The sequence below is a fragment of the Parabacteroides chinchillae genome (assembly GCF_900108035.1).
In the GTDB taxonomy this organism is placed as follows: domain Bacteria; phylum Bacteroidota; class Bacteroidia; order Bacteroidales; family Tannerellaceae; genus Parabacteroides; species Parabacteroides chinchillae.
In genome coordinates, this window is sequence record NZ_FNVS01000016.1 from 1 (window position 1) to 18,837 (window position 18,837).

General features: G+C 41.9%; 13 protein-coding genes. 1 reads left to right on the forward strand and 12 read right to left on the reverse strand.

Annotated elements, in window-relative coordinates:
* From C4S38_RS12345 to C4S38_RS12395, 12 genes are all read right to left on the reverse strand, one after another.
* The coding region (locus tag C4S38_RS12345; protein WP_146059484.1) for a hypothetical protein at positions 1-374 on the reverse strand (374 nt) is incomplete at its 3' end.
* A 284-nt stretch (positions 375-658) separates the two neighbouring features.
* The gene (locus C4S38_RS12350) at positions 659-1,834 is read right to left on the reverse strand and encodes a 6-bladed beta-propeller (RefSeq protein ID WP_103983967.1); all 1,176 of its coding nucleotides are present in this window, start codon (positions 1,832-1,834) and stop codon (positions 659-661) included.
* Positions 1,835-2,066: 232 nt separating this feature from the next.
* Complete coding sequence (locus C4S38_RS12355) at positions 2,067-3,227, reverse strand: MFS transporter (protein WP_103984027.1); 1,161 nt, start codon at positions 3,225-3,227, stop codon at positions 2,067-2,069.
* Positions 3,228-3,232: 5 nt separating this feature from the next.
* Complete coding sequence (locus C4S38_RS12360) at positions 3,233-4,102, reverse strand: carbohydrate kinase family protein (protein WP_103983968.1); 870 nt, start codon at positions 4,100-4,102, stop codon at positions 3,233-3,235.
* Between the two features lie 16 nt (positions 4,103-4,118).
* The gene (locus tag C4S38_RS12365; protein WP_103983969.1) at positions 4,119-5,702 is read right to left on the reverse strand and encodes a glycoside hydrolase family 32 protein; all 1,584 of its coding nucleotides are present in this window, start codon (positions 5,700-5,702) and stop codon (positions 4,119-4,121) included.
* Between the two features lie 25 nt (positions 5,703-5,727).
* Entirely contained in the window at positions 5,728-7,335 is a 1,608-nt protein-coding gene (locus C4S38_RS12370) for a DUF4980 domain-containing protein (RefSeq protein WP_394340854.1), read from the reverse strand.
* Positions 7,336-7,454: 119 nt separating this feature from the next.
* On the reverse strand, positions 7,455-9,176 hold the full coding sequence (locus tag C4S38_RS12375) for a RagB/SusD family nutrient uptake outer membrane protein (protein ID WP_103983971.1): 1,722 nt from the start codon (positions 9,174-9,176) through the stop codon (positions 7,455-7,457).
* A 21-nt stretch (positions 9,177-9,197) separates the two neighbouring features.
* Positions 9,198-11,756 (reverse strand): SusC/RagA family TonB-linked outer membrane protein, encoded by a 2,559-nt coding sequence (locus C4S38_RS12380; protein ID WP_317044665.1) that lies wholly within the window; start codon positions 11,754-11,756, stop codon positions 9,198-9,200.
* On the reverse strand, positions 11,681-12,358 hold the full coding sequence (locus C4S38_RS16095; protein WP_234999372.1) for a TonB-dependent receptor plug domain-containing protein: 678 nt from the start codon (positions 12,356-12,358) through the stop codon (positions 11,681-11,683). The genes C4S38_RS12380 and C4S38_RS16095 overlap by 76 nt, the downstream gene beginning before the upstream one ends.
* Before the next feature lie 458 nt (positions 12,359-12,816).
* Positions 12,817-15,534 (reverse strand): hybrid sensor histidine kinase/response regulator transcription factor, encoded by a 2,718-nt coding sequence (locus tag C4S38_RS12385; protein WP_103984028.1) that lies wholly within the window; start codon positions 15,532-15,534, stop codon positions 12,817-12,819.
* Between the two features lie 154 nt (positions 15,535-15,688).
* Complete coding sequence (gene pyrH / locus C4S38_RS12390; protein ID WP_103983972.1) at positions 15,689-16,399, reverse strand: UMP kinase; 711 nt, start codon at positions 16,397-16,399, stop codon at positions 15,689-15,691.
* Between the two features lie 213 nt (positions 16,400-16,612).
* Entirely contained in the window at positions 16,613-17,896 is a 1,284-nt protein-coding gene (locus tag C4S38_RS12395) for a UDP-N-acetylmuramoyl-tripeptide--D-alanyl-D-alanine ligase (RefSeq protein ID WP_103983973.1), read from the reverse strand.
* Positions 17,897-17,988: 92 nt separating this feature from the next.
* Between C4S38_RS12395 and folP the strand changes: the two genes are divergently transcribed.
* A complete protein-coding gene (gene folP / locus C4S38_RS12400; protein ID WP_103983974.1) occupies positions 17,989-18,837 on the forward strand; it encodes a dihydropteroate synthase in 849 nt (282 codons plus the stop codon).

Genomic DNA, 18,837 nt, shown 5'->3' on the forward strand with positions numbered 1-18,837 from the left:
AAATGAAGCATCATTTCTTCCGGTATACCAAAAGCCGGCAAGGCTGCATCACTCATATTCAGTACTCCATACAGATTTTTAAACGGAGCAATGTAACTATCTAAACGGTTCGTTGTAGCAATAAACAATGCAGGAGATTTACCCAACCGCTTAAGCTGTTTTCTATAGCGTATAAGGCTAAGCGAATTTTGAATGATAATCAGATCGTAAGATTGTCCCTGTTCATAGCTTTGCTCAGAAAACAAATCTCCCAACAGATGAAGTTGATAATGGGCAGATAACAACTTAGCCAGATAGCCGGATATTTCTCTTGAACAAGTATCCAGTCCTTCCTGTGTTCCTATATATAATATTGAAGAGTAGTTTATAGGCATATATGAGACATCTAAGGTTAAATTATTTATTTTTCCAAAACTAATGGATTAAAATACCATAAACAAGCCTATTAAGATAATGTCATTAAAATGTCATTAAATTAAAAACCAATTAGTAGCAGTCATTCAACAGATATAACTATAGTATTGTCATCCTCTGATATATTACATAAGTTGCTTACATCGCTATTTTTATTTGCTTTAGTTCTTTTTTGATGTTAAGGTTTCCATTCAATTTTATTTATACATTCAGAATATTATATTTTGATCGCCCCTATTTATGTTTATTTCCTATACTTAGCCAACATAATTACCGGGTTTGATTCTTCATTCAATCCGGCTGCAATTTCTTCCAGTTTGCCTTTCAGTTGTCCTTTCCCGTAGGCCTCGACAAGTTCGTGGGCTTGTAATGACTGTCCGATTATGAATTCCTGATCTAAAGGTCTCGACGTCATATCCACTTCTCTTTTGCTGGTATAATCACCATTGTATATTTTAGGTATGAATAAAGAATTTTCCAGCTTATCGTACATCAATCCGGAAGATGGAAACCCTCTCCCTATTGCAAAGTTAAATTCCGCTTTCAACAGGCTCATGAAATAATAACGGTCGGTAAAAACGCTTGGTATAAGAAATAATTCAGGAGGATCCATGGTGTGTATGGAGGGGGTTCTTACGATAAGGGGGATTGTCGTATTAGCATCCGGCAAATAGTGGTATATGGTATCGGATGATGTCTCCATAAGTACCCAACTGACATGATCCGGAATTATTTGGTACACAGCAGTTGGTACTGGAACAACCCAAGCCTCCCCGTCTCTTGCGACCGGGCTTTTAATTTCATCAAAAGGAATTGATATTTTCCGGGTGATACTTCCATCCTGCTTGGAAAAGATTAAATAATATGGATGTATGACGTTTGACGGGTTTTCCAGACTATTATCCGGTACATAAGAAATCAAATTTTCCCGGTCGTAATTAAATGTATTTATATGAGAATCCGTACCTGCGGCTTTGAAACTCCTTTTAAAATTTCCGTCTAGATCATATACTGAGATTTTACTTCCGGTGTAGGCTATAACAAATATTTCCTTGTTTGCTTCATCCAGGACAATCTCAGTAATACCCACATATTCTTCGCCACCTTCCCCCTTCCTGTTTATCTTCTTCAAGCCTTTGCCGGTTTTTCTATCAAAAACAAACAAATTCCCATCGTTGATCCAGTTTGTTATTAATATAACTTCTGCACCAACGGCCATTACTTTACCTTGGGTAACAAACTCATCATTTGTTTCCAACGGGATGTATTCCACATCCATAAAATCCTGTAATATCAGTTCCTTTTCAGGATAATTCTTTGTAACATCAACTATGACGAGCTCATTTGTTGACTGTTTGTTCCCTCCACACCCTGACATAACAAACAGAATTATTGCTACAATTGTAAATGATCTTTTCATGACAGTAATATTTTTGTTTACTTTTTCACATGGCAACAACTTATTAGTGTTTTCGTGTTCATCTTATAACCATATTATACAAATATACTGTTTATCAAATAAAATGATTAAAAAAACGGTTTGAAATCATCGAGGTGATTTAATAAAATGATCCCGATGATTTTAAAAAAACATCGGGATCATTTTATAAAGGGGTTGCCCCTCTATGACAAAGGGCAAAGAAATAGTTATCTTAATTCAGCTTTCTCCATAAATAGAGCAGATAAATAACTCCAATACTCAAAATAGCCACGGCTCCTGTCTGTGAGGCCATCATGTCTGAAGCAATTCCCATCAATAACGGGAATATTGTTCCTCCGAATAGTCCCATAATCATAAGTCCTGAAACTTCATTCTGTTTATTCGGCATATAAAGTAAAGCCTGGGAGAATATAATGGAAAAAACATTCGAATTTCCAAAGCCGATCAAGCCTATACATATATATATAATAGACAATGAATGGAACAAGAATAAACCAACCATAGCTATCAGCATCAGTACCACACTGAAAATAAAAAATGACTTAGGAGATATTTTCCGCATAATAAACGCACCCGAAAAACATCCGGCCGTACGGCAAATAAAATATAAACTGGTAGCAAAACCTGCATCAGCCAAAGTCATACCCAGACGTTCCATCAAAATCTTCGGGGCTGTAGTATTTGTACCTACATCAATACCCACATGACACATAATACCAATAAAGCATAGCAAAATAAACGGCTTACCCAGCAATGCCAAACATTCTCCGAATGTAGAAGGCTTTCCTTCTTCTTTTGTTTCATAGATAGAAGTTGCCCCCAATAAGAAAACAGCAACCACTGCTATTACCATATAAATAGGAAACAACACTCTCCATCCCAAGCCGAAAGAAGGTATAGCCATTGTTGCCCCCCACATAGCAATATAAGGCGCCAGGAACGATGCAATTGCTTTTATAAACTGTCCGAAAGTAAGAGTACTTGCCAGTTTATCTCCATTGACTATATTTGAAAGTAATGGATTCAGTGATGTTTGCATCAATGCATTTCCTATACCCAACAAAGAGAAGGAAACAAGCATTACCATATATGTATCACTGAAAACAGGAATCAGCAACGAAAGAAAAGTTACAACCAAACTTAACAGCACAGTCTTTTTTCGCCCGATCTTATTCATCAACATTCCTGTTGGAACAGAAAAGATCAAGAACCAGAAAAACACTAAAGACGGGAAAATATTTGCTTCCGAGTCTGTCAAGTTCAAATCCGCTTTTATATAATTGGAAGCGATTCCTACCAAATCAACAAATCCCATAGTGAAGAACGTAAGCATCACCGGGATCAACTTCCACGACATTCCTTTTTCTTTCATACTCATTATTCTTTATTTGGATATGGAGGCCATGCCCCCTCCTGTGTACAAACAAACGCAGCTGTCTCAACAGCTTTTTGGTGAGCTTCACGCAGAGACTTGCCTGTTAATATGGAATAAACAAATGCACCGGAAAAAGAATCGCCGGCTCCAACAGTATCTGCAACCTTTACTTTAGGGGTAGGAATCGTAGATTTTTCTCCCGTAGAGTATATCGTGCTGAAATCGGCACCGGCAGTTAAAATAAGATACTTCAGAGAATAAGCTTCCATAAACCAGTTGCAAACATCATCAACCGAACCTTCCAAGCTGAACATTGAACGGAGCAATTCCAGTTCCTCATCATTTATTTTAAACACATTAGCTTGTTCAAGCAATGAGTCTATAAGCTCTCTGGAATAATAAGACTGGCGGATGTTTATATCAAAAAAGCGCAAAGAATCTTCCGGTATATAGCTCAGTAATGTACGAAGAGTCTCCCTCGATTCAGGAGCGCGTTGTGCCAAAGTTCCGAAGCATACGGCATCAGTTCTCTTCATCAAATCGATCGCATCTTGTGTAAGTGGTATATGATCCCAGGCTACCCCCTCTATAATAGTATAAGAAGGTATTCCGTCTTTCAACTCCACCATAACACTACCTGTAGGATATTCTACTGTGCTGATATAATAACTGATGTGGTTCTTATCCAGTTCCTGTAAAATTTCCGTACCAAAAACATCATTGCCTACTGCACTGATAGCATATCCTTCCGCTCCTAACTGGGTAGCATGATACACGAAATTAATAGGAGCACCGCCAGCCCTTTTTCCTGTGGGAAGCACATCCCACAGGAGTTCGCCAATGCCTGCCACTACTGGTTTATTCTTTTTCATGAGTATAAATTTATATCTATTTCCAAATTGAATGTAACTCTGTAATTTTAGCTTCTGTTATTTGTATATCTCCATTTTCCGTAAAGACTTCTATCGTATCAAATGGTTCGGACGGATAAAACACATCCGTTATGGCAATACGGCCTTCTGCCGTAAAAAATTCCACAGAAGCTACATCTATCAACAATGTCCATTCTACAGTCGGCGTATTAACAATATAAGGTGTCGAATGGATAGAGGCAAACTTATCTGAAAAAACTTCTCCTATTGCATTCGTACGATCTACATAAAACAATTTGTCTACATTCTCATATCCTATGGTTATATATTCGCCTTTTCCATTCTTCAATCGTACACCATAACGGGAAGCAAAACCCAACCGGGTATTATTTTCCTGGTTAAAAGTCAGTTTAAGCTCAATCGGAGCTTTTGCAAAATCGAACTTATCAGACAGTACTTCCGATTTACTGACATTAATATCTTTCAGGTCTACGGATTCACCATACAAAGTACTTATTTCTTTTACCGGCTCCGAAGTCAATAAATAAACCGGCCCATCTTTGACCAAACCTAATTCGCGGGGCAAAGTAGCTGCGCCACTCCATTTAACACACGGTTTATCACCTGCATACTGCCAGTTATTCATCCAACCTATCAGAATTTGGCGACCATCCGGTGCATCAGACCAAGTCACTCCTGCATAATTATCGCGTCCGTGATCCATCCAAAATGTCTTTTTCTGGTTGCTGGTAAATGTTTTACCATCAAAATCTCCTACAAAATATTGTGTGGCAGAACCGCCGGCCGGACCACCCGGATTAATATTTACAATCAAAACCCATTTAGTCTCATCCGATCCTTTTACTTTCAAAGGAATCAAATCCGGACATTCCCACACTCCGTCATGACAGCCGTATCCTTTGCCAAAATTACTCAGGTAAGTCCAGTCTTTACAATCCGGAGAAGAATAGAAACGTATCTCTTGTCCCGAAGCCAAAGCTACAATCCACCGTTTGCTCGCTTCATGCCAGATTACTTTCGGATCGCGGAAATCACGAATACCCGGATTCTTAATCACCGGATTTTTATCATATTTCGTCCACGTACGACCCTTATCCGTACTATAAGCAATAGCCTGAGATTCGACTTCAATTTCTTTGGCTTGTTCTATATCCGGATTATGATAAGTAAAGAAAGCTACCAACGGAGGATTCTCTTTTGTTCCGAAACCGGATGTATTATTCCAGTCTACCACTGCACTTCCCGAGAAAATATATCCAAGGCTATCCGGATACAAGGCAATAGGCAAATGTTCCCAGTGTACCAAATCTTTACTTACCGCATGTCCCCAGTGCATAGGTCCCCAAACAGACTTCTCGGGATAATGCTGGTAAAGAAGATGATATTCTCCTTCATAATACACCATTCCATTCGGGTCGTTCATCCAATGTTCCGCCGGTGAAAAATGAATTTGCGGACGGTATTTTTCCTGAAACAGCGAAGTTACCTCCGCTGTTTCAGTATTTTTATTTGTTTTGTTTCCCGTACAGGCTGTAAATCCGATAACGGCAGCCAGTGCACAATGTAATAAACCTTTCATTTGTTTGTGTTTTATCAGATTGTTGTTATTTCCAAATGGACTGAAGCATATAAACCTCAAGGTTCTTCACTTCAATATTATGACCCCAGAAATGGAATCCTTCCTTATTGTTCGGATCAGCTTTACGTTCCATGTAATAAGCGTAGGCACCGCCATCTACATATACTTCCACCATTGTCTTGTCCAGAATAATATCAACAGTGATTTCCATGCTTGTTCTGTCTTCAGGGGAATAGAATACTCCGTTTACGCGATTAAAATTCATATCATAATCTAATAAACGTTGTCCAAACAGGTTCAGGCCTGCACTGGTTGCATGAGACAACTTCAATGTGGTACGTATACGAAGAGCTCCGGCATTGTTATACGGCTGCAACATCTTGCTTGCTTGCTGAACTGTCAGGTCTTTTCTGTCAAACGCTTTCGTTTGTAGCATTTCCACCTCTTTTACAGGCTCGCTGAATAATCTGACACCATCTTTAGTGGTACGTAAAGATAAAGAAGTAGGCAGCGTCATTGTACCTTTGAACGGCATGCCTGCATGGTCTATGTTACTCCAACCAATCTGTATGCGGCGTCCGTCACTTTCAGGTATATTAGTAAATGTTTGCGCTGCATAGATAGCACCTGAAGTGAAATAATATTTACCGGCTTCCGGTGTAAAAGTCTTTCCGTCAAAAGAACCGATCATATAGGTTCCCGAAGCTCCGTACATTACCCATTTTTTATTGTCAGGATTGCCATCCACTGCCAGTTCAAACAGTTCAGGGCATTCCCAGAAACCGGTCACATGACTCTGGAATGTCCAATCTTTCAAGTTAGACGAATTATAAATTGAGTGCCCATCGCGTTCATTCAGGATCATAACCCAATTGTTACCCGGTGCGTACCAAAATACTTTCGGGTCGCGGGTATCCCGTGATTGCCACTTGTCAAACGAGTCTATCACCGGATTTCCTTTATATTTCGTCCACGTACGTCCTTTATCCAGGCTATAAGCGATACACTGCACCTGTTTCTGCGGTTGATCGGCAGTATAGATAGCTACCATAGCCGGTGTATTACCTTTATTAAAACCAGCCGTATTATTGTAGTCTATCACAGCAGAACCAGAGAACATCGTTCCGTGTTCGTCCGGATACAGGGCTACCGGAAGTTCTTCCCAATGAATAAGGTCTTTACTTACCGCGTGTCCCCAATGCATATTACCCCATTCACGTTCATACGGGTTATGCTGATAGAACAAATGATATTCGCCATCATAATAAAGCAGACCGTTCGGGTCATTATTCCAGCCTCTGCGTTGCGTGTAATGTACTAAAGGACGGTTTTCTTCTTTGTACATATTTTCGTGTCCGGCAACTTCATCGGCCTGATATATCTTATCCATCCCGGTATTATCTCCTTTATAAGAGATAACTATATTCTTATTTTTATATTGAGAGACATCGCAGAACACCCAATAGTCTGGGTTGGCGGGTGCCAGGCGTATATCAAAAGCCTGCTCTTTACCATCTGCGCTTAATGTCATTACGGCGCGGTCTACCTTCTGGGAGACAGGAAGATTCAAATATTTCTTAGTAATTTTCATCTTGATATCTTCTGCACTCACTATGCAGGACAGGGTTAACATGGCACCTGTTAAAGTCAACAATTTACTGTAATTCATGCGTTATACGTATTTAGAATTAAAGAGATATTATAAATGAAAGATAAGCAGACTATCAAAAGCCTGCTTATCACAAACTTTGTTTACCAACCGTAGTTTTGTTTATACAATTTCTTGCTAAAGTTAATCTGATTCTTCGGAATTGGGAAATACTCATCCTTGTTCTTTGTGAACTTCGCTTCACCCATATAGGTACGGCGTGTTTTTTCCGTAGCAAAGTAGCTATTCACTTCTTTGTCAGCAATACCCCAACGAACCAGGTCAAAGAAACGCGAACCTTCCTGAGACAATTCCAAGCGTCGTTCCCAACGTAATGCTTTACGTGCAAAGTCTTGCGTCCATGCCGGACAATTTACACCGGGCTGATAGGTGGCAATCTTGAACTTTCCCGTAGGATCGCCCTGAACATCCACCAAGCGTGCCGTACTCTTAGCTGCCCTTTCACGAAGAGAATTTATAATAGGTAATGCTTCGTTTTGACGGCCTAATTCGATCAAAGCTTCAGCTTCCCACAAAAGAACATCGTCGTAACGAATAATATCGCGGTTCTTAGAGCTTGACATAAACGGTAATGAGAAAGCAAAACAAGGGCAATCAGGCAACACAACTTCTTTCATAGACATGAAGTTTCCGTATGTATTCGGATCACGGGTCCAGCTTGCTTCAAAGATAAACTCGGGGTTATACTTATAAGGAGCACCCGGAATAGCTACCGTATGATTCAAACGCGGGTCAATGTTGTATTTCAACAAATCTTCGGCATTCTTCAAGTCGTTGTTGTTATAAGTATCAAACAAAGGAAGGCCATTATCGTCTGTCTGGAATGCGTTCACCATATTCTGGGAAGGGGAGTGGAAACCACAGCATCCATATTCAGGATTCATCGGATAATTCAACATTGCACCCCAATCCAAACGGCCGTATAGTGTTCCGTCGCCAGTTGAGAATTGTACGGCAAATACAGATTCGCGTCCGTTTTCAGTTTCACAAAGGAAGTTTTCAGCAAAATCGGAAGTTAAAGAATATTTGCCCGACAATCCCTGGCAAAGAGTTACTACCTCCTGCAACTTTGTTTTGTCTATATTAACGACATTATTCTTTTCGTCCTGTTCGTATGCTGCATACAAGAGCGCTTTTGCCAGATAAGCCTGGGCAATGCTCTTATTAATACGTCCAATCTCCGCTTGTTTTTCCGGCAGATTTTCGGCAGCAAAGCGGAATTCGGCAATAATCATATCCCAAAGTTGCTTGTCGGTATATTCAACGTTGGAAATATTGATATAATCCTCAGTCTTATCGTTCTCATCAATCCAAGGCATCTGTTTGAATAATATCTTCAGGTCGAAATAGAAGTGTGCACGCAAGAAACGTACTTCGGCTTCACGTGTAGTCTTCAGAGGGAATACAGTTGCATCCATCGCATTGATACGAGACAAAGCGTCATTAGTACGGGCTATACAGACATATTCATTATACCATTTTTTATCCAGATAGCCATTATCGTCACGCAGATAAACAAACGTTTCAAAAAGATGGAAGTCGCCCATATCACCAGTACCGGCACCTCCTTTATAAGCATCCCCTGCACGCAAATCGCCATAAGGCCAGTATGCATGCATACCATCGCTAAAGTTGTCGTTACCCAATGCAGAGTAAGCAGCAATGACCATTTTTTCTATATTTTCCACGGTATTCAGGTCGTCCGTGCTGGCAACCCCCTGCGGATTGACATCCAGGAAAGAGTCGCAAGCTGCCATAGGAAGCAGCAAGGCAGCTGCCAATGTCATATATTTAAAAGTCTTCATAATTGTATTCGCTAATTAGTTTTAAAATGAAACATTAACACCCAAAGTGAAAGCACGCGGAACCGGATATGCGAAATCTGGTGTTTCAGGGTCTACACCCGTAAAGGCATTATCGCCCCAGCCCTTCTTAACTGTCAACAAGTTCTGTCCGGATACATAAATACGTGCATTCTGCATACGTGCTGCCTGCAGCCAAGCCTTCGGCAAAGTATAACCAATCTCGAAGTTAGCCAGCTTCAAGAAAGAAGTATTTTCGATAAAGTATGTAGAGAAACGGCCTTCATCATTTACATTGTTTGCCGAAACAGCAGGAATCGTAGAGTTAGGATTCGCAGGGCTCCAAGCGTCCAGCAAACGGGCACCATAATTTTGTCCGCCAAAGAAACCGTAGAAGTCGGTAAACGCCTTAATGCTATTTACATTTGCATGAGAGCCTACCTGTCCGTTCCAGAACATTGAAACGTCGAAGTTTCTCCAGGTTGCACTCAGGTTCAGACCATACAGGAAGTCCGGATCTTCTACGCCTAACCATGTACGGTCTTCATCGTTGATCACATTATCGCCATTCAAGTTTTTGTAGCGGATACGTCCCACACCTTTACCCGGCTGGCCTACGTGAGCATCTACTTCTTCCTGATTCTGGAAAATACCGTCGGCTACATAACCGAACAAAGATTTCCAGGGACGTCCCAGAATTGTCTGGTCGTTACCGTTACCGGCATAAGAATTGATTACGTCTTCCGGTAATTTTGTAATCTTGTTACGATAGCTGGCAATGTTACCGGAAATATTCAGTTCTACCTCACCAATTTTCTTATTGAAAGTAAGCAAGAATTCAAAACCGCTGTTCTCCATACTAGCCCCGTTCACCCAACGGTCTCCACCGAAGCCAATTGTTGCAATATAAGGAGGCTTAACGAGGATGTCGTTTGTTTTCTTAAAGAAGTAGTCTACAGAACCGGTGAACATCTGGTTGAACAAGCCGAAATCGATACCGGCATTATTCTGTGTGGTAGCTTCCCATTTCAAATCAGGATTCTGCAATTGTGTACGCACAAAACCTGAAGGAAGTTCTCCCTGTCCTGCACCTGTGATATCGTAAGCCGTACCCTGGTCGCGGTTGAAAGCAGGGTCTGTAAAGTAACGGGCCTGGTACAAACCGTATGAAGCATAATTGTCTATTTCCTGATTACCTGTCATACCCCAACCGTAACGAAGTTTCAAGTCTGAAACAACATTCTTTGCACCTTCAAAGAAACCTTCTTCACTAACACGCCATCCTAAAGAGAATGCTGGGAAAGTACCCCAACGGTTGTTAGCACCGAATCGTGAAGAACCGTCACGACGAACAGTTACAGAAGCCAGATACTTATTATCGAAGCTATAGTTGATCTTTCCGAAGAAAGAAGAAAGAGCATAAGCCGTAGCACCACCGCCATTACGCAAGTTGCCATCGCCAACAGACAAATACATATAATCTTCATTTTCCAGTAAGAAACCATCGCGGCCGGCACTCATATCTTCCAGTCTGTATTTCAACATTTCCTGACCAACCAGGATATCAAAGTTACTCTTGCCCAGGTCTAATTTATATTGCAACGTGTTACTCAAAATCCAGTTACCGCCATAATTTGCATATGTATTCAAACGCGCAGTCTTGTCAGACATGAAACCGGACTGATATGTCTTCTGCATATCGCGCTTCCACCAACCGGTATAGTCGATACCGAATTTAGAACGGAAAGTAAGCCCCTTCAAAATATCTACTGTCAAGTTAACGTCGCCAAAGATGCGGAATACATCTTCATGGTTCTGTTTGTTATCTTCAATCAGGCGAACCGGATTCTGACGGTCACTCATGTTGCTGGCAGGACCACCCCAACCGCCGTCCAGTGAATGGATAGGAACGATAGACTGGATATTCTTTGCACCTTCCTGCAAAGTACGGTCGCTGATAACAGAACTGCGTGTTTTAGACAAAGACAGGTTCTCGCCGATAGTAACGCGGTCGTTAATCAGTTTATAGTCGCTATTGATACGGGCAGTTACACGGTCGAAGTAAGTACCTTTCACCGTACCGTTGTTGCCATAATAATCTACGGAGAACAAAGCACGTCCTTTGTCGGTACCTGAAGTAACAGTTACGTTATAGTTCTGCATCAAACCTGTGCGGCTGATTTCCTTCACCCAGTCCGTGTCGCCTGCACGCATCACCGGAGTGCCGGCTACGTCAAGGAATTCGGGCATAATAATGTTATTCAAAGTAGGAATACCGTTATTCCAGGCAACGTCATACATATATGTATATTTGTTCATACCTGTGTTAGGTTGTCCGTTGCTCAAGGTTGTTGTGTTCAGGATAGAACCGTCGTTAACACCTGCACGGAAATTAACCAAACCGTATTCTTCGGCATTCAACAAATCAACCGAACGTTGCCATTGCTGAGCCGTTACGGAAGCACGGAAGTCTACATGTGTACCACCAGCTTTGCCTTTCTTGGTTGTTACGATAATAACACCGTGGCAGCACGCGATCCGTAGATAGTGGCAGCAGAAGCATCTTTCAAAACCTGAATAGATTCGATGTCGGAAGTAGCAATTTCATTCATCGAGCGGGTGCTGGGAATACCGTCTATAATATATAGAGGTTTGCTGTTTCCCAAAGTAGAGACTCCACGAATCTTAACATCCACGTCGCCGTTAGGCTGACCGGTATTCTTTATACTAAGACCGGGTACGCGTCCCTGCAAAGACTTGATAGCATTACTGCTGTTGATATCTTTGATATCGTCCATTTTCACAACGGATACGGCACCGGTCAAATCGGCTTTCTTTTGGGAAGAATATCCGGTAACTACCACATCAGACAATGCCTGTACGTTTTCTTTTAGAATAATGTTGAGCGCTTTGTTTGACGTTACAGCCATGTCTTGTGTAATGAAACCTACATAGCTGATCTGAATTGTTGCCCCTTTGGGCACTGAGAGAGTAAAGTTTCCATCCAAATCGGTGATGGTTCCGTTTGTAGTTCCTTTTTCAACTACAGAAGCACCAATTATAGGGAAGTTGTCCGTTCCCGAAATAACTGTACCTTTTACCGAAATCTGCTGTGCGTACATGGATTGCGTAATAAATAGCAGGGCAACCCAGAAGCACCACTTTGCAAGCGGCAATCTCTTCATAAAGATTAAATTTAATAGTTCAACAATAATAACTAGATCCAAAAAATTGATATGCGGCAAATATAGACGCGCCATTTATACGGAGTTGATAACAAAACAACCAGGATATATTACAAATGTAACATCGGACGCAGAATGCTACATTTGTTACAGTAATAATACAAATTTGATATCCGGCCAAAAGTACTACCATTGCTTCCATTAACATAAAACACGTCTCCGCTTTATGAAAAGCACAACCAACCTACAAAGTTTCCGGGAAGACAATTTTTCTCTCATCAGATGGGTACAAACATTATAAAAAGACGATATTATTATCTTTGCAAGGATATAAAGATAATAATATCGTCTTTTGGGAAACTTTGAAAATTGATACGGAGACAAAATAATATGTCAGCGTTCACTGAGTCCGCCCGACACAAAAATGCAACAAAAACAACTATCGACGGGGCTGTATCCTACACAAATTCGGTAGGCGTTACATCGTACACAGCCTTAAAGCACTTGGTAAAATAGGCCGGCGACGAAAATCCGGTGCGATACGTTATCTCGCTCACCGTGTATCTCCGTTCGCGAAGCAGCGCAGCGGCCTTCGAAAGACGGTAATTGCGCAGGAAGTCCACCGGTGTGGTTCCGGTAAGCTCCTTTATCTTGCGGTAGAGGTGTCCGCGCGACAAGCCTAGCATATCGCTCAGTTTTTCCACGTTGTAATCAGGATCGGGATAGCCCTCTTCAATACGCTCTACAAAGCGGCGCATAAACGCATCGTCCATGCTTTCGGGTTTACCCGGTTTGTCGAGCAGCAGATTGCCGTTTTCCAGCTTTCGGAGGAGTTGTTCGCGCAAACGCTCACGCTCTTCCAACACACGGATGATTTTGAGCTTGACAAAATCCATATTGAAAGGTTTCTGTATATAATCGTCGGCTCCACCCGAAATTCCATGCTTCTGCTGCCGTTCGTCAGAAAGAGCCGTAAGCAGCATCACCGGAAGGTGACTGCACGAAAGGGTAGTTTTGATGGTGCGACACAGGTCGAAGCCATTCATGCCGGGCATCATCACATCGCTAAGAACAAAGGATATGGCAATATCTTCATGTTGCAAAACATGAAGAGCTTCCACGCCGTTGGAAGCGGTTACCACACTAAAATTCTCGCTCAGCCCTTCTTTCAAGAAGGTACACACTTCGTTGTCATCTTCCACCACCAGAATGGTGTAAGGATATTTCCGGGAAAGCATTTCCTTCTCGCCGGTATTGTCGAGCATAGCAGCATCGCAAGCCATTTGCGGCACTTCGGTTACATCGGCATCAACAAAATGCTTTTTCTCCTTATACAGGTTGACAATAAACGTTGTTCCTTTTCCGGGCAGGCTATCCACCCTGATGTCTCCATTGTGCATCAACATATATTCCCTGGCCAGGTGAAGCCCGATGCCAGTTCCCTCTGTAGCATTCTCGGTATAAAAACGGTCGTACAAATAAGGGATTTTCTCGGCAGAGATGCCCTGTCCGGTATCTTTCACGCTAATATGTATGCACTCTCCCGCATCGGCCACTTCGACAGCTATGCTCCCACCATCGGGGGTGAATTTAAAGGCGTTCGAAAGAAGGTTCATCAAAACCTTCTCTATCTTATCCGGATCGATCCATATCTCCTGCGACTTCACGCCCGAGGCAAAAGTGTAGGTAATGTGGCGTACTACGGCCATGCTATCGAAATATGACTTTACTTCGCTGGCAAACGAAACAATCTCGGTCTGCCGTATCTTCAATTTCTCCTGCTTGTTTTCTATCTTGCGGAAGTCCAGTATCTGATTGATTACGCGATACAGCCGGTTCGCATTTTTCTGTATCAATTGCAGATCGGGCAGGTAGGGAGAGTCGTGCATCAACCCCATCAGGCGATCCAGCGGGCCCAGTATCAGCGTGAGGGGAGTACGTACTTCGTGCGAAACGTTGGTAAAGAATTGTAGCTTCTGGGCAGTCACCTCCTTGATCTCGGCATTAAGGGAGATGAGTTTCTGGCGTTGTTCTTCTTCTTTACGGTTGATTTCGCGCAGCTCCCGGTTCTTCCTTTTCATCTTCCGGTTAATGGAAAAGACGTAAAAAGAAAGGAGAACGAAGCCTATCATCAGTGTTGTGATGATCCAGAGCGAGCCTTGCAGAAATTGGAAACGATTGAGCAAGGATTCTATATTGCCGCGCTGCTGCTCGATACGTCTCTGGTAGTTCAGCAAGCGCGATGCCTGAATCAGCATGGAGTGGGCAGCGGACTTATCGATCTCGCCCGTTTGCAGAGGGATAAATTTATCCACCGGCTCGCCGTTCAATATTTTCACAGCGGTACGGAGCACCTGCTCGCCACCTGTAGGATATAAAAAAGAGGCATTGATGCGTCCGTCGGCAACGGCTTCCAAACCGGCCCCGGGTACGGCATCCACTCCAATAATAGGCAGGCTGTCCCCTAATACGGAATCTTTTTCCAAAAAATATTCGCGGGCGGCAATGGCCATCATGTCGTTGTGAGAATATACAAAATCAACGTTGAAAGGCCATTCCAATGAAGCCAGACGTACTCTGGCAGTATCATAGACCCATTCTCCCTCCACTTTACGGAAATAAAGATCGGAGCGTTTAACCAGAGCATCTATAAATCCCTGATGGCGTTCTTGCGCAGGCGACGAGCTTGCCAATCCCCATATCTCCAGGATTGTTGCTTTGGGAGGCAGGTATCTGGAAGCATATTTTCCGGCCTCGTAGCCTATTTCGTAGTTGTCTGCACCCACAAAGGTGGTATAAAGGTCTGTGTTTACTTTCCGGTCTGTAATAATCGTAGGGATTCCGGCGCGGTAAGCCTCCTCGGCCGCTTCGGTGATGGGCTGCGACTGGAATGGGGAGATGATTAACACATCCACCTTCTCGTTTATCAATTCTCTGATCTGGCGTATCTGGGTGCTGTTGTCGCTATGTGCATCTTTGATTATAATTTCCAGATTATCGTAGTTGGATGCCTCTATTTCCATCTCTTTCAGCATAGCTTGGCGCCACGCATCATCCAGCATGCACTGCGAAAGACCGATTACGAACTTTTTATCATTCTTCTCGGATGTGGTACACGAGAATAAGCAAGATGCCAGTACAGTAATGGAAAGAAAAAGTTTAAACGGTTGCTTCATAACTATCATCAGAGAAGGTTGAAAAGATTTACAGAATTGACATTTCCAGATACTGCCGCCAGGCAGTTTAAAGAAGAGTGCTAAGTCATCCCGGTCATTTTACAAAATCATCGGGATGGTTTTATAAAATGACCGGGATGACTTAGTAAAAACACTAATTGTGTACCAGCGTACCTATATTATCCCCGCTCATTACTTTTTTCAGATTACCATTTGTATCCATATCGAATACGATAATAGGCAGGTTATTTTCTTTGCACATGGTAGTAGCGGTCAAATCCATAACCTTTAATCCACGGGTATAAATTTCATCATACGTAATTTCAGAGAACTTTGTTGCCGTAGGGTCTTTTTCCGGATCAGCGGTGTAAATACCATCCACCCGGGTTCCTTTCAGCATGACATCCGCCTCTATTTCAATCCCCCGCAGAGAAGAACCTGTATCTGTAGTAAAGAACGGATTTCCTGTACCGCCCGACATGATAACGACATTGCCTTGTTCCAGCAATTCAATAGCACGCCATTTATTATAAAATTCGCCAATCGGCTCCATACGGATAGCAGTAAGCACCTTTGCCTTCACTCCTTGTGCAACCAGAGCCGAACTAAGTGCCAGGCTGTTGATTACGGTTGCCAACATACCCATCTGGTCGCCTTTTACCCTGTCAAATCCTTTAGATGCACCACTCAAACCACGAAAAATATTTCCACCGCCTATAACGATACCTATTTGTACACCCATTTCAGCAATCTCTTTAATCTGAGAAGCATATTCATTCAACCGGACTTCGTCTATGCCATATTGCTTGCCACCCATCAGCGATTCGCCGCTTAATTTTAAAAGAATTCGTTTGTATTGAGCCATATCTATTGGTTTTTAATATGATTGAACAAAAGTAGACATTTAACAAGACTGTACAAAAAATGAAATCATTTTGTAATATTCCGATATTATTTTTGTCGTGAAACAAGTTTGGTAATCTTCCTGTTTTTTTAAGATAAAAATATCACCAAAACTTTATTCCTAACTTAAAATAGCAGCCCGTCTTTCAGCGGAAAGCGAGGGCTGCTATTTACGTTATAGAAACTCTATCGTTTTTTCCAAAGCCATCCCGTGAGACCCTTTAATCAGGATGTGATATCCTTTCAAAGGTTGCTCCCGGAGGCTTGTTATTAGCTCTTCAGTTTCCACAAAAGGAGAAAACTCTTTTCCAACTTTTGCAAAATGATCACCACAAAGATATACTTTATCAAACTTAGCGGCTTTTACCAATTCTACTATTTCCGTATGCAGTTCATCACTAGACGGTCCTAACTCCTTCATATCACCAAGTATAACCGCTTTCGGGTATACCGGCATAGAAGCAAAATTTTCCAAAGCCACCTTCATACTGCTGGGGTTGGCGTTATAAGCATCGATAATCAGTTTGTTATGCCCGGTTTCTTTCAATTGCGAACGATTATTTGTCGGTTCATAGTTAGCAATAGCACGGCTAATACGCTCAGCCGGAATCTTAAAATAACGTCCTACTGCAACTGCAGCCAAAACATTGTCTATATTATAAGCACCTATCAAGTGAGTCTCTACCGTATGTATCTTACCTTGTTGCTTCCAGTCAAATACTAACAAAGGGTTGCAGCTAACCACATGCCCCGAAGCAAATGCTTCTTCACTTTCGCCATAAGTAATCTGTTCAATACCTTTGGCTATAGCCTGTAAATCGGCATTTTCTTTTTTGATGAATATTTTCCCTTTGCTGGCACGCATATAATCGTAAAGCTCTCCTTTTGTCTTAACCACACCTTCAAAAGAACCAAAACCTTCCAGATGTGCCCGTCCAACATTTGTAATAATTCCGTAATTCGGCTGAACGATATTAACCAGTTCTTTTATATCTCCCGGATGGCTGGCTCCCATCTCTATCACGGCCATTTCATGATCATGATTCAAACGTAACAGAGTAAGAGGAACACCGATATGGTTATTCAGGTTTCCTTCCGTATAAAGCAAGTTATATTTTGTAGAAAGAACTGCTGCCAGTATCTCTTTTGTCGTTGTCTTGCCATTTGTTCCCGTAATTCCAATAACAGGAATACCTAAAATTTTACGGTGACGATGAGCCAACTGTTGAAGAGTGACTAACACATCATTCACCAATATAGTACGCTCGCCGGTAACATAGGCCGGATTATCTATTATAGCATACGAACAACCGGAATCCAAAGCTTTCGCCGCATATTGGTTCCCGTCAAACTTGTCGCCTTTTAAAGCAAAGAACAATGATCCTCTGGGGCAATTACGACTATCAGTTGTAATCTTCGGATTATGTAAAAACAATTCGTATAGTTCTGAAATATTCATAGCATTATTAGCATTTTATTGGATAGCAAAAGTAACGCATATTATATTATTTCCGTACTTTTGTAGGAAATTGTTTGTTACCGATTATAAAGATGAATTATAAAACACTCAATATTAAAGGCACTCTCATTTCCCTGAAAAAGCCTATAGTCATGGGGATATTGAATATCACACCCGATTCTTTTTATGCCGGAAGCCGGAAACAATCGGAAGCTGAGATAGAAAAGCGCATACAAACAATCCTGGAAGAAGGTGGAACGATAATTGACATAGGAGGATATTCATCCCGTCCGGATGCAATAGACGTTTCTTCCGAAGAAGAGATGAAAAGACTGCAAATGGCTCTGGAAATATTGAACAAACAGTACCCGGATGTTATTATTTCGGTAGATACGTTCCGTGCAGATATTGCACGCCGTTGCATAGAACGATACGGGGTGGCTATTATAAATGATATATCAGCCGGCGAATTAGACCCAAACATGTTTGAAACCGTTGCCGATTTGCGTGTTCCTTATATCATGATGCACATGCGAGGCACACCCAAAACCATGCAACAGCATACAAACTACACAAACATGATGAGCGAAATCATACAATATTTTGCAGAAAAGGTGAAACGCCTGCACTTGATGGGAGCTAACGATATTATACTGGATCCCGGTTTTGGTTTCAGTAAAACAGTGGACCAGAACTATGAACTAATGAGCAATTTGAAAGAATTCGGATTATTCGGACTACCGTTACTAGTTGGTATTTCGCGTAAAAGCATGATTTATAAATATCTGGGCGGAACGCCAACCGAAAGTTTGAACGGGACAACTGTTTTAAATACATTTGCTTTGCTCAACGGCGCTGATATTCTACGTGTGCATGATGTAAGAGCCGCCGTAGAAGCTGTCAGAATTACAGAGAAACTAACTGTCAATTGTCAACTGTAA